At 74.2% G+C, this 23,951-nt stretch carries 22 protein-coding genes and 1 riboswitch; of the genes, 11 read left to right on the forward strand and 11 right to left on the reverse strand.

Going from position 1 to position 23,951, the window contains the following annotated elements:
* Window positions 1-53: 53 nt before the first annotated feature.
* The 3 genes from ABZW03_RS04835 to wecB all read right to left on the reverse strand — a co-directional run bounded on the left by ABZW03_RS04835 (window position 54) and on the right by wecB (window position 3,746).
* Window positions 54-1,205, reverse strand: a complete 1,152-nt coding sequence (locus tag ABZW03_RS04835; RefSeq protein ID WP_355252262.1) for a hypothetical protein — start codon at window positions 1,203-1,205, stop codon at window positions 54-56.
* A 115-nt stretch (window positions 1,206-1,320) separates the two neighbouring features.
* Window positions 1,321-2,304 carry an alpha/beta hydrolase family protein gene (locus tag ABZW03_RS04840; RefSeq protein WP_355252265.1) on the reverse strand — a complete coding sequence of 328 codons (984 nt, stop codon included), beginning with the start codon at window positions 2,302-2,304 and terminating at the stop codon, window positions 1,321-1,323.
* A gap of 161 nt (window positions 2,305-2,465) precedes the next feature.
* Window positions 2,466-3,746: a UDP-N-acetylglucosamine 2-epimerase (non-hydrolyzing) gene (gene wecB / locus ABZW03_RS04845; protein WP_355252267.1), complete on the reverse strand. Its 1,281-nt coding sequence runs from the start codon at window positions 3,744-3,746 to the stop codon at window positions 2,466-2,468.
* A gap of 372 nt (window positions 3,747-4,118) precedes the next feature.
* Between wecB and ABZW03_RS04850 the strand changes: the two genes are divergently transcribed.
* The 5 genes from ABZW03_RS04850 (at window position 4,119) to ABZW03_RS04870 (ending at window position 8,163) form a co-directional block, all read left to right on the forward strand.
* Complete coding sequence (locus ABZW03_RS04850) at window positions 4,119-4,355, forward strand: hypothetical protein (protein WP_355252270.1); 237 nt, start codon at window positions 4,119-4,121, stop codon at window positions 4,353-4,355.
* A 74-nt stretch (window positions 4,356-4,429) separates the two neighbouring features.
* Window positions 4,430-5,047 carry an archaeosortase/exosortase family protein gene (locus ABZW03_RS04855; protein WP_355252273.1) on the forward strand — a complete coding sequence of 206 codons (618 nt, stop codon included), beginning with the start codon at window positions 4,430-4,432 and terminating at the stop codon, window positions 5,045-5,047.
* The gene (locus ABZW03_RS04860; RefSeq protein WP_355252276.1) at window positions 5,044-6,414 is read left to right on the forward strand and encodes a glycosyltransferase family 2 protein; all 1,371 of its coding nucleotides are present in this window, start codon (window positions 5,044-5,046) and stop codon (window positions 6,412-6,414) included. The genes ABZW03_RS04855 and ABZW03_RS04860 overlap by 4 nt, the downstream gene beginning before the upstream one ends.
* 174 nt (window positions 6,415-6,588) lie before the next feature.
* Entirely contained in the window at window positions 6,589-7,341 is a 753-nt protein-coding gene (locus ABZW03_RS04865; protein WP_355252279.1) for a choice-of-anchor P family protein, read from the forward strand.
* 345 nt (window positions 7,342-7,686) lie between these two features.
* The gene (locus ABZW03_RS04870) at window positions 7,687-8,163 is read left to right on the forward strand and encodes a hypothetical protein (protein WP_355252370.1); all 477 of its coding nucleotides are present in this window, start codon (window positions 7,687-7,689) and stop codon (window positions 8,161-8,163) included.
* A gap of 61 nt (window positions 8,164-8,224) precedes the next feature.
* Here ABZW03_RS04870 and ABZW03_RS04875 read toward each other — a convergent pair whose 3' ends face one another.
* Complete coding sequence (locus ABZW03_RS04875; protein WP_355252282.1) at window positions 8,225-8,782, reverse strand: hypothetical protein; 558 nt, start codon at window positions 8,780-8,782, stop codon at window positions 8,225-8,227.
* A 665-nt stretch (window positions 8,783-9,447) separates the two neighbouring features.
* Here ABZW03_RS04875 and ABZW03_RS04880 point away from each other — a divergent pair.
* Window positions 9,448-10,281, forward strand: coding sequence for a hypothetical protein (locus tag ABZW03_RS04880; protein WP_355252285.1), 834 nt, complete (start codon window positions 9,448-9,450; stop codon window positions 10,279-10,281).
* Between the two features lie 456 nt (window positions 10,282-10,737).
* On the opposite strand, the gene ABZW03_RS04885 is transcribed toward ABZW03_RS04880, so the two are convergent.
* The 3 genes from ABZW03_RS04885 to ABZW03_RS04895 are packed head-to-tail and all read right to left on the reverse strand — an operon-like array spanning window position 10,738 to window position 13,852.
* The gene (locus tag ABZW03_RS04885; protein ID WP_355252288.1) at window positions 10,738-11,994 is read right to left on the reverse strand and encodes an MFS transporter; all 1,257 of its coding nucleotides are present in this window, start codon (window positions 11,992-11,994) and stop codon (window positions 10,738-10,740) included.
* A 43-nt stretch (window positions 11,995-12,037) separates the two neighbouring features.
* On the reverse strand, window positions 12,038-13,111 hold the full coding sequence (locus ABZW03_RS04890) for a MerR family transcriptional regulator (RefSeq protein WP_355252291.1): 1,074 nt from the start codon (window positions 13,109-13,111) through the stop codon (window positions 12,038-12,040).
* A gap of 3 nt (window positions 13,112-13,114) precedes the next feature.
* The gene (locus tag ABZW03_RS04895) at window positions 13,115-13,852 is read right to left on the reverse strand and encodes a HEAT repeat domain-containing protein (RefSeq protein ID WP_355252294.1); all 738 of its coding nucleotides are present in this window, start codon (window positions 13,850-13,852) and stop codon (window positions 13,115-13,117) included.
* 225 nt (window positions 13,853-14,077) lie between these two features.
* On the opposite strand from ABZW03_RS04895, the gene ABZW03_RS04900 reads away from it, so the two are divergent.
* Together ABZW03_RS04900 and ABZW03_RS04905 are read left to right on the forward strand one after the other, a co-directional pair.
* Window positions 14,078-14,506 (forward strand): hypothetical protein, encoded by a 429-nt coding sequence (locus ABZW03_RS04900; protein ID WP_355252297.1) that lies wholly within the window; start codon window positions 14,078-14,080, stop codon window positions 14,504-14,506.
* 63 nt (window positions 14,507-14,569) lie between these two features.
* Window positions 14,570-14,712: riboswitch (SAM riboswitch) on the forward strand.
* 204 nt (window positions 14,713-14,916) lie between these two features.
* Entirely contained in the window at window positions 14,917-15,630 is a 714-nt protein-coding gene (locus ABZW03_RS04905) for an IclR family transcriptional regulator (RefSeq protein ID WP_355252300.1), read from the forward strand.
* A 123-nt stretch (window positions 15,631-15,753) separates the two neighbouring features.
* Here the strand turns inward: ABZW03_RS04905 and ABZW03_RS04910 are convergent, their stop codons facing one another.
* The gene (locus tag ABZW03_RS04910) at window positions 15,754-17,007 is read right to left on the reverse strand and encodes a threonine/serine exporter family protein (RefSeq protein ID WP_355252303.1); all 1,254 of its coding nucleotides are present in this window, start codon (window positions 17,005-17,007) and stop codon (window positions 15,754-15,756) included.
* Window positions 17,008-17,321: 314 nt separating this feature from the next.
* On the opposite strand from ABZW03_RS04910, the gene ABZW03_RS04915 reads away from it, so the two are divergent.
* Together ABZW03_RS04915 and ABZW03_RS04920 are read left to right on the forward strand one after the other, a co-directional pair.
* A complete protein-coding gene (locus tag ABZW03_RS04915; RefSeq protein WP_355252306.1) occupies window positions 17,322-19,454 on the forward strand; it encodes a DUF362 domain-containing protein in 2,133 nt (710 codons plus the stop codon).
* Window positions 19,455-19,462: 8 nt separating this feature from the next.
* On the forward strand, window positions 19,463-20,530 hold the full coding sequence (locus tag ABZW03_RS04920; RefSeq protein ID WP_355252309.1) for an NAD-dependent epimerase/dehydratase family protein: 1,068 nt from the start codon (window positions 19,463-19,465) through the stop codon (window positions 20,528-20,530).
* A 3-nt stretch (window positions 20,531-20,533) separates the two neighbouring features.
* On the opposite strand, the gene ABZW03_RS04925 is transcribed toward ABZW03_RS04920, so the two are convergent.
* Together ABZW03_RS04925 and ABZW03_RS04930 are read right to left on the reverse strand one after the other, a co-directional pair.
* Entirely contained in the window at window positions 20,534-20,950 is a 417-nt protein-coding gene (locus ABZW03_RS04925) for a hypothetical protein (RefSeq protein ID WP_355252312.1), read from the reverse strand.
* A gap of 9 nt (window positions 20,951-20,959) precedes the next feature.
* Window positions 20,960-22,201, reverse strand: a complete 1,242-nt coding sequence (locus ABZW03_RS04930; protein WP_355252315.1) for a hypothetical protein — start codon at window positions 22,199-22,201, stop codon at window positions 20,960-20,962.
* 205 nt (window positions 22,202-22,406) lie between these two features.
* Here ABZW03_RS04930 and ABZW03_RS04935 point away from each other — a divergent pair, with 205 nt between their 5' ends.
* Complete coding sequence (locus ABZW03_RS04935) at window positions 22,407-22,907, forward strand: hypothetical protein (RefSeq protein ID WP_355252318.1); 501 nt, start codon at window positions 22,407-22,409, stop codon at window positions 22,905-22,907.
* Between the two features lie 49 nt (window positions 22,908-22,956).
* Here ABZW03_RS04935 and ABZW03_RS04940 read toward each other — a convergent pair whose 3' ends face one another.
* Window positions 22,957-23,904, reverse strand: coding sequence for an NADP-dependent oxidoreductase (locus tag ABZW03_RS04940; RefSeq protein WP_355252321.1), 948 nt, complete (start codon window positions 23,902-23,904; stop codon window positions 22,957-22,959).
* Window positions 23,905-23,951: the final 47 nt, after the last annotated feature.

Here is a 23,951-nt window from a genome sequence, read left to right on the forward strand (position 1 = left end):
CCTGCCGCTCCCTGTCCTCAACCACGGCGCGGGAGAGGGCTCTGAAAGACTTCCTAAGCTCGTGAAAGCTCGAGAGGGGAAAGGTCCCGTTCGCCGGCGGCGTAGGCCGCTCCGAACGGCAGGCCGACGGCGGAGAGCAGGCCGAGGGCGAGCGCGCTGCGGCGGGAGCGGGCCGTCTCCACGTACCGGGCGGCGTCGGCCAGCGCGGTGCCGGCGGTGGTCAGCAGCTCCGGCAGCCGGTTCTGCTCCTGGAAGCGCTCCAGCAGCTCGTTGGCCTTGGCGCGGGTGGTGATGTGGGAGGACCACAGGGCGCGGCGCAGCTCGATCGCCCGCTGCTCCAGGCCCAGCAGCCGGTGCCCGTCGGCCTCGTGGGCGTGCAGCCCGGCGACGGCGTTGGCGAGCCGGTTGAGCCCGAGCAGCTGGAGGCGGCCGAGCAGGAAGGTGTCGAGGTAGATCGTCCGGACCAGGGTGGCGGCGGCCGCGTGGAACACCGCGTCGCCGCCCGGGTCCGGTGAGGTGCCGAGGAACGCGGCGCCGTCGCGCAGCACCAGCGCCTGCCAGTCGGCGGAGAACCGGACCCGCCCGGCGAACAGCTCGGCGTCCTCCGGGTCCGGCGGGAAGCGTTCCAGCGGGGTGGCGGAGGCGAGCAGCCAGAGCCACTGGTCGCGGGCACCCCAGTCGGCGTACGGGGCGGGCATCACCTCGGGCGGGGCGCCGCCGGCGAAGGTGACGTGGCAGAGCGTCCAGGGGCGGCGGGCGGCCCGGGCGAGGCGGGCGCCCGGCGGCAGGGCGGCGGCGTGCAGGTGGCCGCTGCGGGAGAGGTCGCCGAGCAGCGGGAGGTCGGCCAGCGGATCGGCGGACAGCCGGACGTGCAGCACGGCGAGGCCGTGCCGTTCGGCGGCGGGGCCGAACACCGCTGGCAGCCGCAGGAGTTCGACCGCCTCGACGGCCGGTCCCGGCCCGCCCCCGGCCGGCTCGGGGGCCACCGTGCGGTGCCAGCGGGCCGGGCGGCGGGGCGAGCCGTACAGGGACTCGGCCACCCGTGGTTCGAAGTACGTCATCCGCCGGGCGCGGTCGGTCGTGCCGTCGCTCAGCGCGACCGGAAGCGGCCCCTCCGTCCAGCCGGTGAGGTCGAGTTCACCCGCCGCCCCCAACTCGACCTCCGTGACCACGAAGGCCGACCCCCGCCGTACGATCACGCGCACCCCGTCCGCCTGACCCGCCCTGGACCGGGGCCCATGGTAGCGAACCTGACGGATGATCAATACCGGTCGTACGCAGGGAAATCGTCGCCGTGCGAAGTGCGGTGGCGCCCGGGTGCTACGCCTTGCGGAGCCGGTCGATGATGCCGTCGATGTCGCGCCGGAACATGTAGTCGCGGATGACGTGGCCGCCCGGCTCCTCGTGCGCCTCGTACGGGATGCCCGCGCCGTCGAGCAGGGCGCGGAACTCCCGCTGGCCGGCCAGCACTTCCGTCTCGTTGAACTGGTCGAACGGGTTGGTCGGGTCGGGGCTGGTGCCGGCGACCAGGAAGATCCGCTTGTTCCGGTAGCTGTCCAGGCGCTCCATCGGGTTGTCGGCGGTGACCCTGGCCTGGTCCCACAGCGGTGCGCCGTAGATCGTGCCGCCGGCCAGGTCCTTGACCGCGGCGGAGACGTTGGCCCAGTGCACGACCGCGCCACCGTTGCGGCGCAGGTCGGCCGGGCCGGAGTGGGCGCTCACCGAGGCGAAGTGGCCCCAGTACTTGGCCGCGTACTTCAGGGCGCCGAACCCGCCCATGGAGAAGCCGGCCACGGCCCGGCCGTCGTACTCGGCGTAGGTGCGGAAGTTGGCGTCGATCCACGGGACCAGCTGGTTGAGGTGGAAGCTCTCCCAGTTCCGGGGGCCGACGTTGGTGCTGACCGGGTTGGAGTACCAGCCGGCCTGGCCGCCGTCGGGCATCACGACGATCAGCGGTTTTCCGGCGGTCCACTCGCGGACGCCCTGGCGGTCGAACTCGATGAAGTCCTGGAGGCCGCCGTGGAGCAGGTAGAGCACCGGGTAGGTGCGCCCGCTGGTGTGGTAGTCGTCGGGGAGCAGCACGTTGACGGCGGGCTGCCAGCCGATCTCGGCCGTCGCGAAGCGGTAGTACCGCATCCGGGCATCGCCCTCGTTGCGGTCCACGATGTGCAGCCCGAAGCCGTCGTCGGCCGCGTGGGCGGCCGAGGCCGTCGCGAGGACGCCCGCGCCGCCGAGCGCCAGTGCGGCCGAGAGGCCGCCGGCGGCCCTCAGGACGTTCCTCCGGGTGGGACGGTGGGTGCTCAAGAAAACCTCCTGGGTCGGGGCGGGCGGTCGGTGAAGTGGTGCCCGGTGTACGGGACTTGCGGCTTCGACCGCCGCCCGGCGAGTCCAGGGTGGGGCGCGGGGACGCACCGTTCACGAAGATTCGGCGACCTGTCCGGAACGGGGGCGGCCGCTGTCCGAAATCACTTCGTGGTCGAACAGGTATCTGAGGGGATCGCTGTCCTGTGCGAGGCTGCCGGAGGGGTGCGCCGCCGTTCGGCCGCCACCGCCGGTGCCACCACCGACCGTTCGGCCGTCACCGCCGACCGCTCGGCCGCCGCCACCGCCGGTGCGGCGTCGAGTCCGGGCAGCGGCGCGGCGGGCCGCTCGGAGGTGAGGAAGCGGCCGCGGACCGCGGCGACGATCTCCGCGCTCGCCTGCCCGGTGCCGTACGGCGACGGGAGCCCGGCCAGTCGGTCAGCGGCGGCCTCGTCGGCGAGCAACTCCCGCAGGGCGCGGCCGAGTTCGTGGCCGGGTCGGGCGAGCCGGGCGAAGCCGGCCCGGACGGCCTCGGGGCGCTCGGTGGAGTTGCGCACCACCACCAGCGGGCGCTTGAGCACCGTGCACTCCTCCTGGACGCCGCCGGAGTCCGACACCAGCAGGCGGCAGTGCCGGGCCAGGGCGAGGAAGCCGGCGTGGTCGAGCGGCTCGATCCGGCGCAGCCGCGCGACCGGGCCGCGCAGGCCGAACGCCTCGACGGCGGCCCTGGTCCGGGGGTGCAGCGGCAGCAGCACCGGCAGGTCCAGGGCGGCGAGCTGGTCGAGGATCTGGGCGAGCCGCGCGGCGTCGTCGGTGTTCTCCGGGCGGTGGACGGTGGCGAGCACGTAGCCGCCGGGGGTGACGGCGTGGTCGGCCACGATGCGGCGGGCCTCGGCCTCGCCGGGCAGGGTCTCCAGCGTCGCCTCGACCACAGTGTTGCCGGTGATCACCACCCGGTCGGGCTCGATCCCCTCGCGCAGCAGGTGCGCCGCCGCGGTCGCGGTGGGGGCGCAGTGCAGGTCGGCGAGCGGGGCGATCAGCCGCCGGTTGGCCTCCTCGGGCATGTCCGGGTCGAAGGAGCGGAGTCCGGCCTCGACGTGGACGACGGGTATCCCGGCGCAGTGCGCGGCCAGCGCGCCGGCGGCGGCGGTGTTGGTGTCGCCCTGGACGACGACGGCCGCGGGCGGGCAGGCCGTGAGGTGGTCGCTCAGCGCGCTGACCATCCGGCCGATCTGGCGGCCGCGCGGCTCACCGCCGACGCCCGTCAGCAGGTGGTGCGGGCGGGGCAGCCCGTACTGGGCGAAGAAGGTGGTGGTAAGGGCCGGGTCCCAGTGCTGGCCGCTCCAGACGATGCGGGCCTGCGGGCCGAGCAGGCGGGCCACTCCGGCGAGTTTGACGATCTCCGGCCGGGTGCCGAGGACCAGGGCGACATCGGGCGAGGACATGGCGCTCCGAAGGGGGCGAGGGGTGGATGCTGCGGAAGTATCAGCAGACGATATGGGTGGATTCGGAGGAAAACATCCGTATGAGCGATCAATGTCACCCACTTGGCGGATGTGGGCCGATTGGGGCCCGCGCGGGGCCGGGGTGGTTCGCATGCCGGTGCATCAGGATCCGCCGCGCCGGGTCCACTTGGCGGCGGCGAGGCGGTCGCGCGTACCGGCTTGCTGCCGCCGCCGCGCGGCGATTGCGGCAAACGGGTGATTTCCACCCGAATGGGCGCGTCAGGCCTATCCGATCATCCGATCAGCCCAGCAACATACGGCTCCAGATCGCAAAGATCGGGACAACCCGGTCGCAACGAGAGGAACCCACCCATGTACGGACCCATAGGCGGCGGCCTTCCCCCCACGGCGGCCGGCGGCGGCGTACTGGCCTCGACCGGCTCGCCCGGCCTCGGCATCGCCGCCGCGGCCGGCACGGCCCTGGTGCTGGTGGGCGTCGCCCTGCTGCGGCGCAGCCGGCTCGCCGCGGACCGGGACGCACGGGACGGGGACCGGCGGACCGACCGGCGGCACGACCGGCGGACCGACCGGCGCGGCGACGGCCGGTAGCCGTCGCGCCGCGCTCCCCTCCTCCGCCGACCCCCGTCCTCCGCCGACCCGCCGTCTTCCCAAGGGGTTTCCTCGTGACCGCAGACGTGTACCCGCAACCCTCCCGGCCACCGGGGCCGGCCCGCTCGCCGCTGTCGCGGCACGGCCGCGCCCCGCTGTCCGGCCGGGTGCTCGCCGGGGCGGCCGGACCACTGCTGCTCGGCCTCTGCGCGGTCCTGGTGGCCGGCGAACGCGCCTACCGGTTCCACGAGATGGCCGGGGCGCAGTGGCTGGTCTCGCACGCGCTCGGCCTGCGGACCCTGCTGCTCGAAGCCCCCGACGCGCCGGTGCTGTACGCCGGCGACGCGAGCGGGCTCGGGCGCGGGATCGCCCTCACCACCGGATGCAGCAGCGCCCTGCTGATCGCCCCGCTGGCCCTGCTGGCCGGCCTCCTGCTGCTGTTCGGCAGCCGCAGGCCGAGCCGCGTCCTGCTGGGCTTCGTCCTGGCGGCCGCCCTGGTCGTCGCCGCCAACCTGGGCCGGCTGACGCTGATCGTCGCCATGCAGCACCGCTACGGCGAGGAGGGGTTCGGCTGGACCCACGTCCTGTTCGGCTCGGTGCTGATGATGGCCTCCGGTCTGGTCGCGCTGCTGCTCTTCCTCCTCCTGATCACCCGAACGTCCACCCGCGACGCGGAGGCCGATGCGCCGTGACCCTGCTCGACCTGTCCGTCTCCCTCTCCTTCGTGCTGGGGATCGGCTTCCTCGCCTACGTCACGGTGATCGTGCGCAACTTCCTGCGGGCCCGCCCGGACGCCCCGGGCGACCCGGACCGGTTCGACTGGCACTTCCTCATACCCTGCCGGGACGAGGAGGCGGTGATCGGCACCACCCTGGACTACCTCGCCCGGCACTTCCCCCGGGCCCGGGTCTGGGTCGTCGACGACCACTCCGAGGACCGCACCGCCGAGGTGGTACGGGCCAGGGCGGCCGAGGGCCGGCCGGTCCACCTGGTCGGCCGGCGGCTGCCGCAGGCCCGCACCGGCAAGGGCGACGCCCTGAACGCCGCCTACCGGGCGGTCGAGGCCTGGCTGCCGGAGTCCACCGACGCCGACCGGGTCGTCCTGATCGTCCTGGACGCCGACGGCCGCCCCTCCCCGGGGATGCTGGACACCTTCGCCGGGGCGTCCTTCTTCGCCGACCCGGCCGTCGGCGCCGTCCAGGTCGAGGTCCGGATGTCCAACCGCGACGTGGCCGTGCCGCTGCCCCACCGGGGCCGGCTGGCCAACCGCTTCGCCCGGCTGCTGGCCCGGCTCCAGGACATCGAGTTCCGCGGGCCGATCTCCGCCATCCAGATCACCCGCCGGCTCACCCGGACCGTCAACGTGGGCGGCAACGGCCAGGCCAACCGGCTCAGCGCGCTGCGCTCGATCGACCGGGGCGGCAGCGGCGAGCCGTGGGGCCGGGCGCTGCTGGAGGACTTCGAGCTCGGGCTGCGGATGATGCTGGCCGGCTGGCGCAACGGCTACACCACCACCGCCTGGGTGGACCAGGAAGCCCTGTGGAACGTCCGGCAGTTGATCACCCAGCGGGTCCGCTGGGCGCAGGGCTCGATGCAGTGCGCGCCGTACCTGCGCAAGGTCTGGCGCTCCCGGGAGTTCACCACACCGGGCTTCCTGGAGGTCCTCTACTTCATGGTCCAGCCCTGGCTCCAGGTCGTCGGCCTGGTGGTCTACACCGTGCCGATCGCCGCCTTCGGCTACAACGCGGTGTTCTACCCCGAGTTCGTGCTCGCCTTCCTCCGCCAGGGCGGCGCCGTGCTGATCGCGCTCTACCTGGTCGTGGGGGTCGCCGAGTTCGCGCTCTGGGGGCCGCTGTACCGGCGCCGCAGCGAACCGGGGATCAGCCGCCGGGCCGCGCTCGGCTACGGCCTCGCCCTCGCGCTCTACGCCGCCACCACGTACCTCGTCGCGGTCCGCGCCTTCTGGCGGATCGTGCGACGCAAGGGCTCCTGGCACAAGACGGCCCGTACGGCCGAGTCGCTGCCGGCGCCCGCCGCCCAGGAGATCGCCACCGCCTGAGCGCCGAGGCTTCTCCCTGGCCGGTGAGGCCGCGGGCCCGGTTCCCGGCCCCGAGCCGGGAAGCGAACACCGCGGCCGGTCAGTGGAGTCGATGCACCACCCCTTCCCGACCCCTTCCTGCCCCGCACCGCGGACACACCGGTCCGCCGTGCCCTCCGTCCGAAAGGCCAACCCGTGAGAACTCGCACCCGCAACCGTGTCCTCGCCGGAACCGCGCTCGCCGTCGGTGCCCTGACCCTGGCCTCCCCGGCGTACGCCGCGCTGCCCGCCCCCGTGGCCGACGCCTACGTCGTCTCCACGGAGGCACTGGGCGGGATGGTCGCCGTGGCGCCCTCGCCCGAGTCGACGTACCCGACCGGCGGCACCCAGACCCTGGTCGGCCTCAACGTCGGGCCGGTCGCGACCAATTCGACGCTCACCGCGACCACCGCCGGGAACCCGGCCGACGGCACCGCGTCGGCCTCGGCGACGGTCGACCGGCTCGGGCTCAACCTCGGCGTCGCCTCGGTCGCGCTGACCGGCGTCAACTCGACCTGCACCGCCACCCCCACCGGGGCCACCGGCAGCGGTCTGATCGCGGGCGGATCGGTCACCGTCGGGCTGATACCGGTCAACCTCCAGGCCAACGCCCCCGCCAACACCAAGGTCGACATCCCGCTCGTCGGCTCGGTCGTGCTCAACGAGCAGACCACCGACGCCAACGGCGTGCTGACCGTCAACGCCGTCCACATCACCCTGCTGCCGTCGCTGAACGGCGCCAACCTGGTCATCGGCCACGCCCAGTGCGGCGGGGCCGAGCCCGCGGCCGCGGTCCCGATGATCAACCCGTCCGTCGCGGGGACGGGCGGCGGCGCGGTGCTCGCCGGCGTCCTGGCCACGGTCTGGGTCCGCCGCCGCAACGCCAGGTCCGCGGCCTCCGGCGCCTGACCGGAGGGGTGGGCGCCGGTTCGGAAGGCGGGCCGGCCGCCCGCTGCCGGCCGTCGTCAACTCGGCCACCGGTGCCTCACTCTGACGAGAGAGATGCCGTCGCCGGGTGACGGGAGGCGGGGGACAGGGCCCGTCCCGCCGCCACCGGGCCGCCCCGGCCGATCCGGGGCGGCCCTTCCGCGCCGGTGGCCGAGGGGTGCCCCGGGCGGATCCGGCGGATCCCGTCCGATCGATCGCCTACCCTACGAACGGACCGGCCGTACCGGCCGTGGCCGCTCTAGGAGGAGTCCCGTGTCGTCCTGCGACCCCCAGCACGCTCCCGTCGGCGATGTGAGCGCAGCGCTCATGGTGATCGACTCCCGGCTCAAGTCCGTCTACGACGGCAAGTCCGGGACGGACCCCGAGCACCAGCGGATGGTCGAGCAGCTCACCGCGTCCTTCGGCCCGGAGGAGGCCGAGGCGCTGGTGGAGGGCGCCTGCACGCTCGTCTACATGTACATGAACTGGCTGCGCCAGGCCTTCGAACGGCAGGAGGAGGACGTGATCGAGCACGCGATCCCCAGCCTGGTGGCCACCATGCGGATGATGCCGAGGACCTTCAGCCCCGAGGTGATCCCCACCATGGCCGGCCTGCTCATCGCCGCCGGCACCGGGCTGAGCCCCAACCTGTGGCGCGCCCAGTACGGGCCGTGGACCAAGGAGGAGATGAACCCCCTGGAGGCCACGGCGGTCCTGCTCGCGGAGTACATCAACCGGATCTCCGGCAACGGCAAGGACTTCGCCACCAAGCTGGTCACCGACGTGCTGTCCCAGCTGGACTAGTGGTACTCCCGGGCCCGCCCCTGCCGAGGGTTTCCGGTGGCAGGGGCGGGCCCGGGCGGGGTCAGCTGAGCATCACGCCGGTCTCCCGGGCCAGGGTGTCCAGCCCGTACCGGGTGACGTGCTCGACGTTCTCCAGGTCGATCGTGCGGAGGCCCTCGGCGGCGAGCCGCTCGTTGATCTGCTCCAGGTTCTGCTGGACGACCGTCTTCTCCGCCTCGGTGGTGCGGCCCTTGTGCGGGCGGCCGGCGTGCTCCAGGCTGGCGTAGTTGACCCGCTCCCGGTTGGCGGCGGCGGCCGTCTGCACCGGCCCGGCGGCCCGCGCGGCCGGCCTGGCTTCGCGCAGCACCTCGGCCATCGGCGCGGCCGAGGCCAGCCGGTCGAACGTCGCGGCCTCCATCACCACCGTCTGCGGCTCCGCCCGGTCCGGGTGGTGCAGCTCGATGGTGACCAGGTCGAGCGCCACCTCCCGCACCCCGCCCAACTCCCCGGCGAGCGCGTCGATCTCGACCGGACCGTCCGTCAGGTCGGGGTGCTGGAGCACCACCACCCGTACCAGGTCCCCGTCGCTCTCCGCGTGCTTGCCGGTCAGGTCCGAGAACCGGATGATCTTCTGGCCCATGTCTTCCTCTCCTGCCCCTGTGATCAGCCGAGAGCCTACGCCCGGATGATCATCTCCGCTGCCGGGCGCACGGGCCGCCGACTCGGCGCCCTGGCCACCTCTACCCCAACGACCTCCTCCCGGGAAGGCCTTGCACACCCACACCGCCGCCGCCGCGCCGACGGCAGGCCTGCGCCCCACCGGCCTGATCGCCCGCTCCGGCTCGGCCGGCGAGCCCGAGAGCCGGCTCGCCGGCCGCCGGCAGCCACTCCGGCCGCCGTTCCGGCGGAGACGAAGCCGACCGTCCCCCTTGCAGGGAAGGTCGGCGGGCTTGCCGTCGAAGCTGGACGCGGCGACCGCCGGGGGCAAGCCAGGCCGAGGGGGGCTGGTGCAGTTCGGGTGCCGTGTGGCCGGGTCGATCGGCCTCGGTCGATCGACCCAGCCGACCGGCGGTTCACGTCGGTGAAGTACCTGGAGGGTTCGGGCCGGAGGAGGCCGCGCTGATCCTGGCGGCGGTCCGCCAGCCCATCTGCCCGATGCGCTGGGCGATTTCCGGGACCGCAAGCATGTGTGGTTTGCCGTCAATGAGCCGTCGGTTCCGGGATTCGCCGACGGGGCGTCCGGGTACGCCGTACGGTCGGGGCGCAGGCGGGCGGGCCGCCGCCCGGGACCCGGAGGAGGACGGCGTGGACACGGCTGCCGCACGGCAGGGCACGGCTGCGGAGCGCCGCCCCGGCGGGCCCCGGATCGATCCGCTGCTCGCCGACCGCGTGACCGAGGCGCTCCTGCTGGCCGGCCTGCCCGTCGGGTACGGCGGACACGGGCCCGGTGTCCAGCTGCGCCCGGCCCGACCGTACGGGGACTCCGACGACTGCGCGGGCCTGATCGCCCTGCACTGGGAGCCCGGCCCCCGGCTGGCCGCCGCCGCGGCCATGGAGGAGCCCCAACAGGCGGCGCCCGCCGCCCGGCAGGTCGTCAGCAGCACCATGGAGAACGCGCTGGCGGAGTTCCTGCCGGCCTTCGGCATCGAGGTCCTGGCCGGCCGGCTCGGCGGGGAGACCAGGGTCGGCCCGTCGGGCGGCCCAGCTCCGGCCACCGGCCGCGATGCCTCCGCGCCGGCCCCGGCCGGGCCCCGCCCTGGGGACCTCGGCATCGGCGCGGACGTCGTCGACGCGGTGCGCCGCACCGCCGCGCTGGCCGGTCTGCCGGTCGCCGATCACCTGCACGCGCCCGGCATCGCCCTCACGCCGTGCCGGCCCGTCGACGACGGTGACGACACCAGCGGAGTCGCCGACCTCCGCTGGAACCCCTCTCGGCGCCTGTCCGCCGCCGCCGACGGCGACACCCCCGCCGCCGAGCGGGCTGCCCGGGCCCGCACCGCCGTCCAGGATGCGATGCGGCACGCCTTCGGCGCCGTCCTCGGCGCCTGCGGCCTCGACCTCCAGTGGCGGCGGCCGTCCACACTCCCGTACCAGCTGCGCGCCTACGGTCCCGCCGAGCAGCCGCCGATTCGGCGCTGAAGCCCTGCCCTGACTCGCGCTTGGTGTAGCGGAGTTGGGGCACGATGGCGCCACGGTGCGGGCAGCGCATCGCGGAGGACGTCTGCGCTTCTGCGTCGGCCGCGCGCCGGTGGTTCTTTCGAGCGGTCGCCGACCCGGCGGTGATGCGGGGTCGGCGGGCTGTCATTACTCGTGGGTGGCCAGCTGTGGTGTCCAGGATGTTGGGGCGTACCTCGTGCGGTGGCGGTCGGTCGCGCCCTCGAATCGGGTGAGCGCCTGCCGGTCCGGCATAACTCGGCGGCAGCATAAGGGCGTTGGTTGGCCCTGCTGGGAATCGTGCGTCGTATGGCGGCAGTCGGCGGGCCTGCTGGGCGGCCGCCGAATCGGCGCGGCCCCGCGAGGTGCGTGGCGTGACTCGCGGGCGGTGTCGGGGGATCGGCGGGGAGCTCCGGCTGAAGGCGGGCCCCCGCGTGCCGCCTACGGGACCTCGGCCTCCTCCCGCACGTCCCGCCCGCCCTGCGGCAGTTGCCCCGCAGCGGCGTCGACGGGCGGGCGGCGCAGCGGGGTTCGGAGGCGGTGGGCCAGGGCGCTGGCCGCCACGCAGAGGGCCAGGGCGGTCCAGAGCAGCGGGGGGTTCTGCAGGCCCACGCCGATGACGGCCGGGCCGACCGCGTAGGAGACCGTCCAGGTCAGCTGGAACAGCGACATGTACGGGCCTTCGTCGCCCTTGGGCGCCATGCCGACCGCCGCCGCGGCCGCGGTGGGCTTCGAGGCCAGTTCGGCCAGCGCCAGCACCACCGCGACGAGGACGGCGAGCGGCCCCTGGAGGGCGTGCGGGACGGTGGCGATGGTCGCGGTCAGGGCGATGGCGCCGCCCACCGCGCCGATCGACAGGCGCAGGACCCGGGACCGGCTCCAGCCGGACAGCCGGCGGCTGATCCGCATCTGCAGGGTGGTGGCGGTGGCGTAGCGGACGGCGACCACGACGGTCGGCCAGTAGGCGGGCTGGTGGAGCGTCTCGACCAGGTACACCGGGAAGGCGACCGTCGGGATCAGCCAGGCCGCCGACAGCAGCGTCTGGGAGGCGACCAGGGACAGGAAGGGCCGGTCGCCGAGCGCCGCCCGGGTGTTGGACCGCGCCGCCCGGTGCGCGGGCCGGTCGGCGGCCGGCACGGTGACCCCCAGCAGGAGGACGGCGGCGAACAGCGAACTCGCGCTGTTCAGGGCGAGCGCGATCTGCAGGCCCTGTCCGCCGGCGAGCGCCATCAGGGCGGTCGCCCCCAGGGTGCCGACCCCCAGGGAGGTCGTCTTGAGCACGGTGACCGCCGAGAACCAGTCGGTGAGCTCCTCCGGTTGCGCGAACCGTGCGACGAGTGTCGGCCAGGCCGCGCCGTAGAGCCGGTCGGCGGCCGTCACGACGAAGGTGGCGGCCGCCACCGTGGCCAGGTGCCCCGCCGCGAAGAACAGGACGAAGCCGAGCGCGGTCAGCAGGTTGCTGACGAGCAGGCAGGACTTGGGCCCCAGGGCCTGGACGAGCCGTCCGCAGAGCGGCACGACGGCGAAGGACGCGAGCGACCCGACCGTCACGGCCGTGCCCGCGGCGGCCGCCGGGAAGTGCTGGACGGTGACGAAGTACAGCAGCGACAGCGGCAGGAAGACGCCGGAGCCGAAGGTGTCGATCGCCACCGAGAGGAACAACCGCCGCTGCCGACGGAACCGCCCGGCCCCTGTCACGCCACCCCCACCGTCCTCGAACCCGCCCCGGTCGCGGCACGGACTACCGCGTGTCGCGCAGCTTGAGAATGTACGTCGCGGTGAGCGCGACCGCACGGTCCCCGTCCCGCGACAGCTCCTCGAGGGCGCGGGAGGCCGTGCTCCCCGGGATGTCCGCGAGCGCCTGGGTCAGCCGCCGGCGGGCGTCCGGTCCGAGGGCGTCCGGCCCGGCATCCGGCCCGTCGGCGTCCGGCCCGCCGGCGTCCGGCCCGTCGTCCCGCCCGCGGGCGCCGTGGGTGAGGCGGTCGACCAGCCCGGTGGCGATCCGCTCCGCCAGCGCGGGGTCGCCCGCCAGCACGGCCAGGGCGTCGGCCGCGTCGGCGTCGTTCACCGCCTCGACGACCATGTCGACGAGCGTCGGGACGGCCTCGGCGCCGCCCCGGGCCCCGAGCGCCAGGGCCGCGTACCGGCGGACCACGGCGTCGGGGTTCCCGAGGGCGTCCCGCAGCAGTGCGGTCGCGGTGCCGTCCGGCAGCTCGGCGATCGACCGGACGGCCCGTTCCCGCACCTCGGCCTCGGGGGCGCGCAGGCCCTCGGCGAGCAGCACCGCCCCGTCCCCGCCGGCCTGCGCCAGCGCCCAGCGGAGGGCCCCGGCGACGATCGGGTCCGACTCGCCCAGCACGGCCTCGACCAGCGCCTCCACCGGGACCGGGACGTCCTCGCCGGCGGACAGGGCCGCGCGCTGCCGCGTCCCCGGGCTCTTCGACTCCAGGGCCTGGAGCAGCGAGACGACCTGCAGGGCCTCCTCCCAGCCGGCGGGTTCCGCGGCGTCGAGCCGCCGCAGCCGGGTGAGCAGCTCGGTCTCCGCCGCGATCCGCTCGCGGGTCCGGCGGATCAGGTCCTCGACGAGTTCGGCGGGCGCGAAACCGGGGTCGTCGAGCGCCCGCCCGACGTCGCGCAGCGAGAGGCCGAGCGAGCGCAGGCTCTCGATGTGGAGGATCCGCCGGATGTCCTCCTCCGAGTACCGCCGGTAGCCGGAGCCGGTACGCCCCGTCGGCCGCACCAGTCCGAGCGATTCGTAGTGCCGGAGCATGCGGGCGCTGACCCCGGACCGCCGCGCGACGTCGCCGATCAACACTGCCTACCGTCCCTCCTGGCCGCCCCCGCCGAGGGCCACCGTGCGCTTCGCCTCCTCGATCGCGAACTCGAATCCGGCGTCCGGGTCCTGCCACAGCCGTTCCGTGGCGAGCGCGTGCGCGCGCACCCGGGGGTCGCGGTCCGTCGTCGCGGCGGACAGCGTCGGCAGCACCGCCTCCCCGAGCGCGATCAGCGCCCGGCTGAGGCTCAGTTGGGTCTCGCGTCCGCCGCGTCCGAGCTGAGCGGCCAAGACTACGGCCAACTCGCGCTCGCCACCCTCGGGCACCAGCACGACGGCGGTCCGCCAGGCGGCGCGGGCCACCTCCTCGTCGGCGTCGGCCAGCAGCGCCGGGGTGATCGCCGGCCAGGCCCGCCGGTCGCCGATCTTGGACAGCGTGTGCAGGGCCTGGCTCCGGGCCTGGGCCCGCTCCGAGCGGAGCTGGTCGATCAGCAGCGGCACCGTCTGCGCCGGGTCGTGCCGGGTGAGCGCCCAGGTGAGCATCTCGCGCACGTAGAACTCGGGCTCGACGGCGCACCGCTCGACGAGCCCGCCGACGAACCCCGGGCGCGGGCCGGTGCCGACGGCCAGCGCCGCCTGCAGGCGCACCGAGGAGTCCCCGTGCGCCAGCCCGCGCAGCGCCCGCGCCGTCTCCGTCTCCGTCTCCGCCTCCGTTTCCCCGACCGCAGCCGTGGCCGTGTGCGTGGCCGTGTGCGTGGCCGTGCCTTCTTCCGTCCTGGTCATCGGGACCACCTCCTCGGCCAGAGTGAAAGGGTTGACACCGTGACAAGGTCAAGCGGATCCGGGCCCGCGGCCCACGGCGGCGGGATGCGGAGTCCGGTCTTACCGTGAGAGACGGGGCTCCGCCGCCGCGGGCGCACGACCGCCCCCGCGCCGCCCGGAGCACCTCTCCCCGTCTCCCCGTCTCCCCGTGTCCGCGAGGCGGCCGCCACCGAAGGAGCCCGTGTCATGGCCAGTAGTGCTACCGGGGCCGGCCCCACCGTCCGGGGCCCCCAGCGGTACCCCCATGCGAGTGGGTGGACCATCTTCGCCGGGGTCATGCTGATCTCCGCCGGCATGATGGCGGTGTTCCAGGGGGCCGCCGCCGTCCGCAAGGACGGTCTGCTGATCGTCACCCGCAGCTACGTGTACTCGATGAACACCGAGGGGTGGGGGTGGATCCACCTCATCCTCGGGATCGTCGTGGTCGTGGCCGGTGTGGCGGTCTTCAGCGGTGCCTTCTGGGCCCGGGCGGTCGGGGTCGGCGTCGCCGTGCTGGGCATGCTCGCCAACTTCCTCTGGCTGCCCTACTACCCGCTGTGGGCGATCGTCCTGATCGCGATCGACGCCCTGGTCATCTGGGCGCTGTGCGTCGGGAAGGTGGTCAGGGAGGCCTGATCCGGAGCCCTGGGTGGTGGGGGGCTTGCCGACCGGCCCGGGAAGTCTTGTATCGTTCCTGGCGAATCATCCAGAGGGGTGGAGGGACCGGCCCTACGAAGCCCCGGCAACTCCCCGTTCGACCCGGCGTCCGAAGTACGCGCCGTGCCGTGCGGGGGCAGTGCCAACTCCGGCCTGTCGCCACTGTGGCGCGGGAAAGATGAGGAGACACGGTGCTCTCTGTGCTGTCCTTCGCCCGGGCGCTTCCCGCCCCGGCCCTTCCGCGTACCCGTCTCGTGCCCGGCGCAGGCAATCGGCCGACTTCCCCGGCCCGTCCTCGCTGACCACCCCCCCGGCTCCCCACCAGGAGCCGCCGGGAGCAGCGACGACCACCCGCTGCTCCCGGGCCCCGAGACTGGAGTACCCCACCCATGGAGAACACGAGCGGCGTCGGCGTGCTCGACAAGGTCACCTGGATCCTCGGCATCCTGGAGTCCGGCCCCGTCAGCCTGAGCGGCCTCGTCGCCGCCACCGGCATGGCCCGGCCCACCGCCCACCGGCTGGCCGTCGCACTCGAACACCACCGCCTGGTCAGCCGGGACGTGCAGGGCCGGTTCATGCTCGGCCCCCGGCTCGGCGAGCTCTCGGCGGCCGCCGGGGAGGACCGGCTGCTGGCCGCGGCCGGCTCGGTCCTCGCCCAGCTGCGGGACCTCACCGGCGAGAGCGCCCAGCTCTACCGCCGGCAGGGCGAGGTGCGGATCTGCGTGGCCTCCGCCGAACGCCTCTCGGGCCTGCGGGACACCGTTCCGGTGGGCATCACCCTCCCCATGAAGGTGGGCTCCGCCGCCCAGATCCTGCTCGCCTGGGAGGAGCCGGAGCGCCTCCACCGCGGGCTGCAGGGCGCCCGCTTCACCGCCACCGCCCTGAGCGGCGTACGGCGCCGGGGCTGGGCGCAGTCCGTCGGCGAGCGCGAGCTCGGGGTCGCCTCCGTCTCCGCGCCCGTCCGCGGCCAGTCCAACCGGGTGGTGGCCGCCGTCTCGGTCTCCGGCCCGATCGAGCGGCTCACCCGCCACCCCGGCGCCCAGCTCTCCCAGGCCGTGGTCGAGGCGGCGTACCGGCTCACCGAGGCGCTGCGCCACCCCTGACCGGGCGCCCACCCGGCTGCTGCCCGCCCGACTGCCGCCGTCCCCCGACCGCCGCCCGCCCGACCGCCGCCCCGGGGCCCACTGCCCCGAGACGGCGGTCGGCCCCGGGCGGTCGGCCCCGGTTCAGGTCCGGGGCAGCAGGACGGCGCGGCGCGGACGGGGTATCCGGCTGATCACCGCGCCGATCAGGGTGCCGATCGACACCCCGAAGACCGCCGACACCGCCGTCAGCACCGACTGCGCGCCGTTGCCGACCTCGATCTGCGCGGTGTGCAGCAGGCCGAAGGAGCCCGGCACCACGATCCAGAACGCCGGGAGGTAGAGCACCTGCCAGAGCGGACCGCCCGGCAGCCAGTGCACCAGGGTGGCGGCGGCCGCGGCGGTGACCGCCCCGGCCAGGCCGCCGACCGCCGCGCCGTGCGTCGACCCCACGGCCACCTGGACCGTGACGCTCACCGCGATTACCACGACGATCCACGGGACGGCCGAGGGCGGGGTGTTCACGTTCACCACTACGCCGGCCACCGCGAGCGCCAGCCCCAGCGCGATCACCCACCAGCTCGGCCGGGCGACCTGCACGTCCGCCAGCGCGGTGGCCGGCATGCCGGTCGCGGTCGCCGCCGCGGCCACCCCGGCGAGGAACAGCGCCAGCTGCACCGCACCGGAGACCAGCCGGGCGGTACCCGCGCTGGCCGCGCCCGCGGCGATCTCCGACAGCCCGGTGACGAGCAGTCCACCCGGCAGCAGGATCGCCAGCGTGGCGACGATGGTCCGCAGCGGGCCGTCCAGCAGGGACGCCCGGGCGAGCGAGAGGACCAGCAGGGCCACCAGGAACCCGGCCGTGACGGGCAGCAGCGGCCGCAGGTACGGCAGCCGCCGGGCGAGCACGGTCAGCCCCACGACGATCAGCGAGCCGAGTCCGGCCGCCAGCACGTTCGCCGCCACCGGTTGCAGGAAGAGGCAGACCCCCACCCCGACCGGCAGCGCCCCGAGGTCCGACACCCACGCGGGCCGGCGGGCCGGCGCCCGCCGGATCGCGTCCAGTTCGGCGAGCGCCCGCGGCCCGTCGAGCCCGCCCGCCCGCAGCCGGTGCACCAGGTGGAGGACGTCGGCGGTCTGCTCGAACCGCAGCGCGGCGCCGACCGGCTGGAACCGGGTGGCGTCGTCCGGCCCCAGCGCGACGAAGAGCCCGTTGGTCAGGGCGGCGACCCGTACCTCCGGAGCCCCCAGCGCCCGCCCCAGCCGGTGGAGTTCCTCCTCGACGTCATGGACGGGCAGGCCACCGCCCAGCAGGGCTTCGCCCAGTTCGAGCAGCAGGCGGCGGAGCGGGTCGGGCGGGGCATCGGTGACCCGGACCGGGGGAGACGTGCTTGACATGGCAGGTATCGTCCCATCCCGCCCGATTCGGTCCGACTGTGCCCCGGTCTGTTCGTTTTCCGGCCGCGTTCCGACGGCCCGCTGCGTTCCGACGGCCCGCTGCGTTCCGACGACCCGGCGACGGTGCCCGGCCCGGCGAGGGGGCGGCGCCCGGCCCGGGGCGCGAGCGTGCCCCGGGACACGAGCGCGCGCCCCGCCCCGCTGTCCGGCCTCCGGGCAGTAGCATCCCTTTCGACCTCTTTGGGATGCTTTCCGGTGAATCGGTGACGGCCCGACCGCGCGCAGGAGCACCGTCCGCCGGCGTTGGGGGAGATGTGACCGTCGTCGCCGCCGTGGCCCGCTCCACCCGGGTCCGACCGCTGACCGCCGCCGAGCTGCTGGCGGACGCCGTCGCCCGGGCCGGGCTCTGGGACCTGCTCGCCGAGCGGGCGCACGGTGAACCCGGCGGGCTCGCGGTGCTGCTGACCCCGGGCATGTCCGCGTACGGCGATCCGGCCACCGCGGTCAGCGCCGCCCTGGTCGAGCACCTGGTCGACCTGCTGCACGAGCACGGCTACCGGGACGTCACCGTCGGCGCCGCCCGCTGCGGCCCGGACACCTGGCTGGCCGGCCCCGGGCTCCCCGAGACCTGCCGCCGGCTCGGCTACGGCGGGCGCACCCCGCAGGGCCACGGCTACCGCCTGGTGGACCTCTCCGAGGAGGTCGAGCCGGCCGACTTCCCCGACTCCGCCGTCCTGCACGGCAGCGGCATGGCCCGCGGCTGGCTGGAGGCGGGCTTCCGGATCAACATCGCCAAGAACAGCACCCACCCCGAGTTCGGCTACGCCCTGTGCCTGGCCAACCTGTTCGGCGTGCTCCCGCAGGACGACAAGCACCACCACTACCGCGCCCGGCGGGACGGGGCCGAGGTGATCGTGGACCTGCTGCGCCGCTACCCGCCGGACTTCCACCTCGTCGACGCCGTGGTGAGCAGCCACGGCTGCGCCGGATCGCAGGTCGGCAGACCCCTGCGGACGGGGACGGTGATCGCCGCGCCGGACGGCGTGCTGGCGGACCTGGTCGGCGCGCTGCTGATGGGCGTCGACCCGGTCTCCTCCCCGCTCAACGCCCGGGTGCTCGGCGACTGCGGCCTGCCGGACGCCTACCGGATCGACGGCGACCTGACGCCCTACCAGGGCTGGCGCAACCCGCCCAGGCCGCTCGTCGAGGCGGTGCGCCGGCTCGCCCCCGACGGGCGGGCCCACCGGCTGTTCAGCGTCGCGGCCTGGCACGTGGCCCCGGGCACGGCGGAGGTCACCGACCCGGCGCTCGCCCGGCTCTCCCGGCTCCTCACCGCGCTGATCCGCGCCGCGGACGCGAATCCGGCGGCCGCCGCCGCCCTGTGCGCGCTGCTCGGCGCGACGGCCTCGGCCTCCGCCACCGTCCGCGCCTGGCGGACCGGGAACGCCAAGGACGGCCTGCGGCGCCGGGACGTCGCCCTCGCGGTCGATCCGGACGCCTACACCCACGCGGACTACGACCGGATCGCCGACCTCCTCCGCCCGCTGGAGACGGTGGTCGACGCGCTGCCCGCGGACGCCTGGCAGATGCGGTGGCAGCACGTCGGCCACTCGATCCTGTTCGGCTGCGAGCGCACCGTCAACGCGCCGTACCCGGAGTTCGTCCGGCGGGTCGACGTCAGCCGGTCCATCAGCTACATGACCGACTACCTCGGCGGCCGGGTCCACGTGGTGTCCCGCGACGGCCGGGGGCGGCCCACCCGCCAGATCGAACGCAACCTGTACCTGGCGCAGCCGAACTACCTGGCGTACTACGGCGGCCCGCCCATCGACGTCTGCAAGCTGGAGTCGGTGGAGTACGGGGAGCGGCGGCAGCGGATCTGCTGGCGGACGGTCCGCAGCCCGAACGGCTCCGCCGCGTACGACGACGGCTCGGTGACCTTCCTCCCGGCGGACGGCGGCGGCCGGACCCGGATCGTGATCCGGGTGCGCCAGCGGTTCACCCTGCCGCTCACCTGGCAGGTGATCCGCCCCGACACCCGGCCCAAGCTCAGGGACCCCCTGGTGCAGGACTCCTACCAGCGCTTCTTCACCCGCACCCTGGACAACTTCGAGGCCCAGTACGAGGGCCGCCCGTTCCGGATCGGCCGGCCCTGGGAGGAGCTCGACGACCTGGAGGCGGCCGAACTGCCCACCCAGCGGCTGACCGAGGCCGCCCGGATGCTCCGGACCCTCGCCGCCCAGGCCGCCTCCCAGGCCCTGACCGTGCCGACGCCGCCGGGTCGGCTGGGGCCGGACGGCTTCTGGCACGTCACGCCCGGCGACCTCCCGGTCCGCACCCCGCTGCTGGAGGAGTTCCGCGCGTCGCTGCGCCCGGCGGTGGCCGGCTTCTGGCAGGGGCTGCGCGAGGCCGCGGCCCGGGACCGGCGATCGAGGCACACCCCGTGAGGGCCTGCGTGACCGGCGCCAGCGGGCTGATCGGGTCCCAGGTGGTGCGCGCGCTGCTCGCCGCCGGCCACCGGGCGCGGGCGCTGGTGCGCCGCAGCAGCGACCTCCGGCAGTTGCACGGCCTGGACGTCCCCCTGGTCAACGCGGACCTGCGCGACCCGCTCAGCCTGCGGCCCGCCTTCGAGGGCTGCGACACGGTGTTCCACTGCGCCGCCGTGTTCGCGTACTGGGACACCAGCCCGGAGGAGCTGTCCCGGTCCAACGTGGAGGGCACCCGCGAGGTGCTGCGGGTGGCGGCGGAGGCCGGGGTCCGGCGGGTGGTGGTGACCTCGTCCTCCATCACCTGCGGCTCCTCGGGCGGCCCGGTGGCCCGGGACGAGGCGTGGCTGCCCGGGGAGGAGTACCTGCCGGACTACTTCGTCACCAAGCTGGAGCAGGAGCGGACGGCCTTCGCGCTGGGCGCCGAACTCGGCCTGGAGGTGGTGGCGGCCTGCCCGACCATCGTGGTCGGCGGGCCCGACTGGCGGCTGGTGCCCAGCAACGCGCTGATCACCCGGTACCTGGCCGATCCGCTGCGTACCACCTACCCGGGCGGCTGCAACCTCGTCTCCGTCCGGGACGTCGCGGCCGGCCACGTGCTGCTCGCCGAGCGCGGCCTGCCGGGGGAGCGCTACCTGCTCGGCGGCGAGAACTGGGCCTGGCGGACCATCCACCAGACCCTCTCCGAGCTGTGCGGCACCCGAGGGCCGTGGGCCACCGCCAGCCACACCGGCGCCTACCTGGCGGCGACGCTGGGGGAGATCCGCGCGGTGCTGACCTCGCGGGCCCCGGCGACCACCCGGGCGGAGGCCCGGACGATGGGGCGGTTCTACTGGTACCGGCACGACAAGGCCGCGGGCCTCGGCTACCGGCCGAGGCCCGCGCGGCAGGCGCTGGTCGAGGCGCTCGGCTGGCTGGTGACCAGCCCGCACCTGACGGACCGGGTCAGGGCCGGGCTGCGGCCGCACCCGGAGGTGACGAGCGCGCGGGAGCTGCTGCCCCGGCCGCTGGAGGGCGGGGAGCCGGTGGGGGGCTGACGCCTACTGCTTCGGGGTCCTGGAGCGGGAGGATTTGGCGGGTGCGTCGGCGGTGTCGCCGTCGCCGGGCGCCTCCTCGGTCGGCAAGGGTTCGACGTCGTGCCGCCGGGCCGCTCTGCGGAGGTGGTCCCGCAGGCGCTGCTCGTGCTCCCAGGTGACCTCCGAGACCTTCTGGGCGTAGTCGATGCCGAGTTCGCTCAGCTCCAGGGCGAACCGCAGGTCCTCCTCGGCGACGAACTTCCAGAACTCGCTGTAGACCTCCCCCCAGGCGAGCCTGCCGGTGGCCAGTCCGGTCGTCATCTCCGCCCAGTCGCCCCACATGGCGGTCTGGAGCTCGGCGATGCTGGCCGCGGTGGACCGGAGGTGTTCCCAGCCGGCCTGGAGGTCGTCGTTCAGCTGCTCGGGGGTTTCGGCGCTCATGGCCACTCCTCAGTTCGGGTTTCCGGCGTCGGCCGGCGGTGGGCTCAGCAGCGTGCTGTGGTGGAACCCCAGGCGGGGATCGGTCCAGACGGGCAGGTCGGGGAGGTGGCTGCGCAGCTCCGGCATCGCGACCCGCAGCCGTACGGTGTTGGCCGGGTAGTCGTACACGGTGATCGTGTTGAGCCCCCGGTTGGCGGTGAACAGCAGCGACTGGTCGGCGGAGAGCTGGCAGGCGTAGATGCCGTCGATGAGCGTGCCGCGGGTGACCCGCAGGGCGCCGACGAAGTGCTTGCTGCTGGGCCCGGGCGAGCCCCGGGTGAACGCGTCGGTGACCTGCCGGGCCGCCTGCCGGGCGGAGCGCAACTGGGCGGCCAGGCGCGGGCGTTCGTCGATGACGCGGTACGAGGTGAAGTCGGCGAGGTCGATCATGACGATGGTGCCGCTGCCGCCGTTGCAGTAGATCAGCTCGCGGTCGGAGACGCAGACGTCCGAGTTGATGTGCGCGGGGAAGGACTGGCCGGCGGCCCAGTGCCGCAGGATCTGCCCGGTCTCGGCGTCGATCTCGTACACGTACTCCTTGAAGTAGGCCATGGCCCACTCGTGCCAGTCCCGGCCCTCCTGGGGCAGGACGCGGAAGGAGAGCGCGTAGAACCGCTCGTCGCTCGGATGGCAGGCGACGTGCCAGCAGGTCGTCGGCAGGCCCACGCGGCGGGCGACCCGCTTCTCCAGGTCGAAGATGCCGACCTCGGCCGCCTCGCCGCGGCCCGGGTGGTCCATGCCGCCGTAGACGAGGTAGCGGCCGGAGGCGGTGCGCTTCATGGCGTGCGGGAGCTTGAGCAGGTGGTCGCCGATGCGCCGGGCCTCGGTCGGGCGGTCGAGGTCCAGCAGCCAGAAGCCGTCACCGATCGCGGTGATGCCGTGGGTGGCGTCCAACCACACCATGTGGGTGCTGCTCTTGATGGCCGCGTCGGGGGGTTCGAACCGCAGGGTGGAGACGCGTTCGCTCTCGTCCAGCGACTGGACGTCGTAGAAGAGGAGTTGCTGCCCGGCGTTGCCGAGGAACCCGAACCTGCGGTCGGGGGTGATGCTGACGGCGTGGCCGCCGGCGACGCCGTCGAAGTACCGCACCCGGTAGGCGTACTCGCCGCTGTCCGGGTCGTAGCGGAAGACGCAGACGCCGGCCGCGCCCTCCAGGCCGTTCATGCCGTTCCCGTCCAGGGCGATGTGGAAGGCGTAGGGGTAATTTCCCATGGTGTGCGGCCTCCACTGATCAGCGTACGAGCGGCACGGTTTGATCGCATGCGGTGCGCACTGATTGTGACACGGCGGGTATTCGCGAGGTCGCTTTGCCGGGGCATGTGTGGGAATCCGGTGATCGGGTAGTCGCGCGGTGACGCTGAGCAACGACTCTCCGTCCGACTTGGGGGATTCCCATGGAAAGGAAGGTGGATACCCCATGATGCCCACCGAAACGATTGCCCCGCAGGCGGAACAGGCGAGAAGTTCAACCGGAGACCCGGCGACTGCAGTGGCCACCAGGCAGGAAAGCGCCCCTGTTGGCCCGGCCGGGAAGAAGGGATTTCATATTTTCACCATCACGCTGGGTGTGGAGCCCCGTGACGGTGAATACAAGCCGGGGACGCTGACGTACAAGCTCACGGCTCCGAGCGGCTGGAAATGGGTCGATTGGGGGAATTATTACTACTATGACGAAGAGAACTACAAGCACACTCAGGTCAAGACGCTGCAGACGAGTGTCGACGGCAAGGTGCTGTCCTTCAGCCTCGACAGCCACCTGAACACGGGTAAGAGCGACGGCACCCGCTTGTGCTTCACCGTGATGGCGGACCCCGAGAGCAAGGCCACGAAGGGCATGTCCAGTGACGGGAAGGTGGCTGTCACCGGGTCGGCCTCGAAGCTCCCGGCGGACATCAAGCTCTACGGCATCATCACCTGACCCTAGGAGTCGGCGGTGCGGATCCGGATCGGATCCGCACCGCCGGGTGTCACGGTCGGACGGTGAGCACCAGCTTGCCGGTGACCCGGCCCGTCTCGCCCTCGGTGTGGGCCGCGGCCGCCTCGGCGAGCGGGTAGGTGCCGGAGACGTGCGGGCGCAGCTGCCCGGACTCGGCGAGGGCGGCGATCGCGGCCATGCCCGCCTGGTCGTGCTCGACCAGCAGGGTCTTCGCCGTCACGCCCAACTCGGCGGCGCGCTCGGCCAGTCCTTCGAGGCCCATGGGCAGGATCGACACCAGGACGCCGCCGGGGCGGAGCGTCTCCAGGGAGCGCAGCCGGTCCTCCCCGCCGAGCGGGTCGAGGACCACGTCGACGTCGCGGGCCTCCTGGGCGAAGTCCGCGGTGCGGTAGTCGATGACCTCGTCCGCGCCCAGGCCGCGGACGAAGTCGTGCTTGGCGGCGGACGCCGTGCCGATGACGTACGCGCCGCGGGCCTTGGCGATCTGCACGGCGACGTGCCCCACCCCGCCGGCCGCGGCGTGCACCAGCACCCGCTGCCCCGGCTGGACCCGCGCCGTGTCGACCAGGGCCTGCCAGGCCGTCAGCGAGACCAGCGGCAGCGCGCCCGCCTCGGCGTGGCTCAGGGCGGCGGGCTTGGGCACGAACGCCCGGGCGGGGCCGGTGACGTACTCGGCGTGCGAGCCGACGCCGTACGGGTAGGGCAGCATGCCGAACACCTCGTCGCCCGGCTGGAAGAGCGAGACGCCGAAGCCGACCGCCTCGACGACGCCGGAGACGTCCCAGCCGAGCGTGAACGGCGGCTGGAGGAAGTAGGACTGGCCGCGGTGCTTCCAGTCGGTCGGGTTGACGCCGGCGGCGTGGACGGCCACCAGGATCTGGCCGACGCCGGGCTCGGGCCGTTCGACCTCGGCCTCGTGGAGGACGTCCGGGGCGCCGAGGGTGGTCTGGGTGATGGCTCGCATCGTGTTCGTGGTCATGGCTCAAGCCTGGGGCACGGCTCTGACCAGGGAAATGGCAAGATTGC

Origin of the sequence: Kitasatospora sp. NPDC004799 (assembly GCF_040609095.1) — a bacterium.
Taxonomy (GTDB): domain Bacteria; phylum Actinomycetota; class Actinomycetes; order Streptomycetales; family Streptomycetaceae; genus Kitasatospora.

What these genes read in the sequence shown, in the direction of transcription:
- wecB (WP_355252267.1), bottom strand. Translation starts at nt 3,746, where the DNA reads ATGTCCTCGCCCGATGTCGCCCTGGTCCTCGGCACCCGGCCGGAGATC.
- ABZW03_RS04850 (WP_355252270.1), top strand. Translation starts at nt 4,119, where the DNA reads ATGTACGGACCCATAGGCGGCGGCCTTCCCCCCACGGCGGCCGGCGGC.
- ABZW03_RS04870 (WP_355252370.1), top strand. Translation starts at nt 7,687, where the DNA reads ATGGTGATCGACTCCCGGCTCAAGTCCGTCTACGACGGCAAGTCCGGG.
- ABZW03_RS04875 (WP_355252282.1), bottom strand. Translation starts at nt 8,782, where the DNA reads ATGGGCCAGAAGATCATCCGGTTCTCGGACCTGACCGGCAAGCACGCG.
- ABZW03_RS04895 (WP_355252294.1), bottom strand. Translation starts at nt 13,852, where the DNA reads ATGACCAGGACGGAAGAAGGCACGGCCACGCACACGGCCACGCACACG.
- ABZW03_RS04900 (WP_355252297.1), top strand. Translation starts at nt 14,078, where the DNA reads ATGGCCAGTAGTGCTACCGGGGCCGGCCCCACCGTCCGGGGCCCCCAG.
- ABZW03_RS04905 (WP_355252300.1), top strand. Translation starts at nt 14,917, where the DNA reads ATGGAGAACACGAGCGGCGTCGGCGTGCTCGACAAGGTCACCTGGATC.
- ABZW03_RS04910 (WP_355252303.1), bottom strand. Translation starts at nt 17,007, where the DNA reads ATGTCAAGCACGTCTCCCCCGGTCCGGGTCACCGATGCCCCGCCCGAC.
- ABZW03_RS04925 (WP_355252312.1), bottom strand. Translation starts at nt 20,950, where the DNA reads ATGAGCGCCGAAACCCCCGAGCAGCTGAACGACGACCTCCAGGCCGGC.
- ABZW03_RS04930 (WP_355252315.1), bottom strand. Translation starts at nt 22,201, where the DNA reads ATGGGAAATTACCCCTACGCCTTCCACATCGCCCTGGACGGGAACGGC.
- ABZW03_RS04935 (WP_355252318.1), top strand. Translation starts at nt 22,407, where the DNA reads ATGATGCCCACCGAAACGATTGCCCCGCAGGCGGAACAGGCGAGAAGT.
- ABZW03_RS04940 (WP_355252321.1), bottom strand. Translation starts at nt 23,904, where the DNA reads ATGACCACGAACACGATGCGAGCCATCACCCAGACCACCCTCGGCGCC.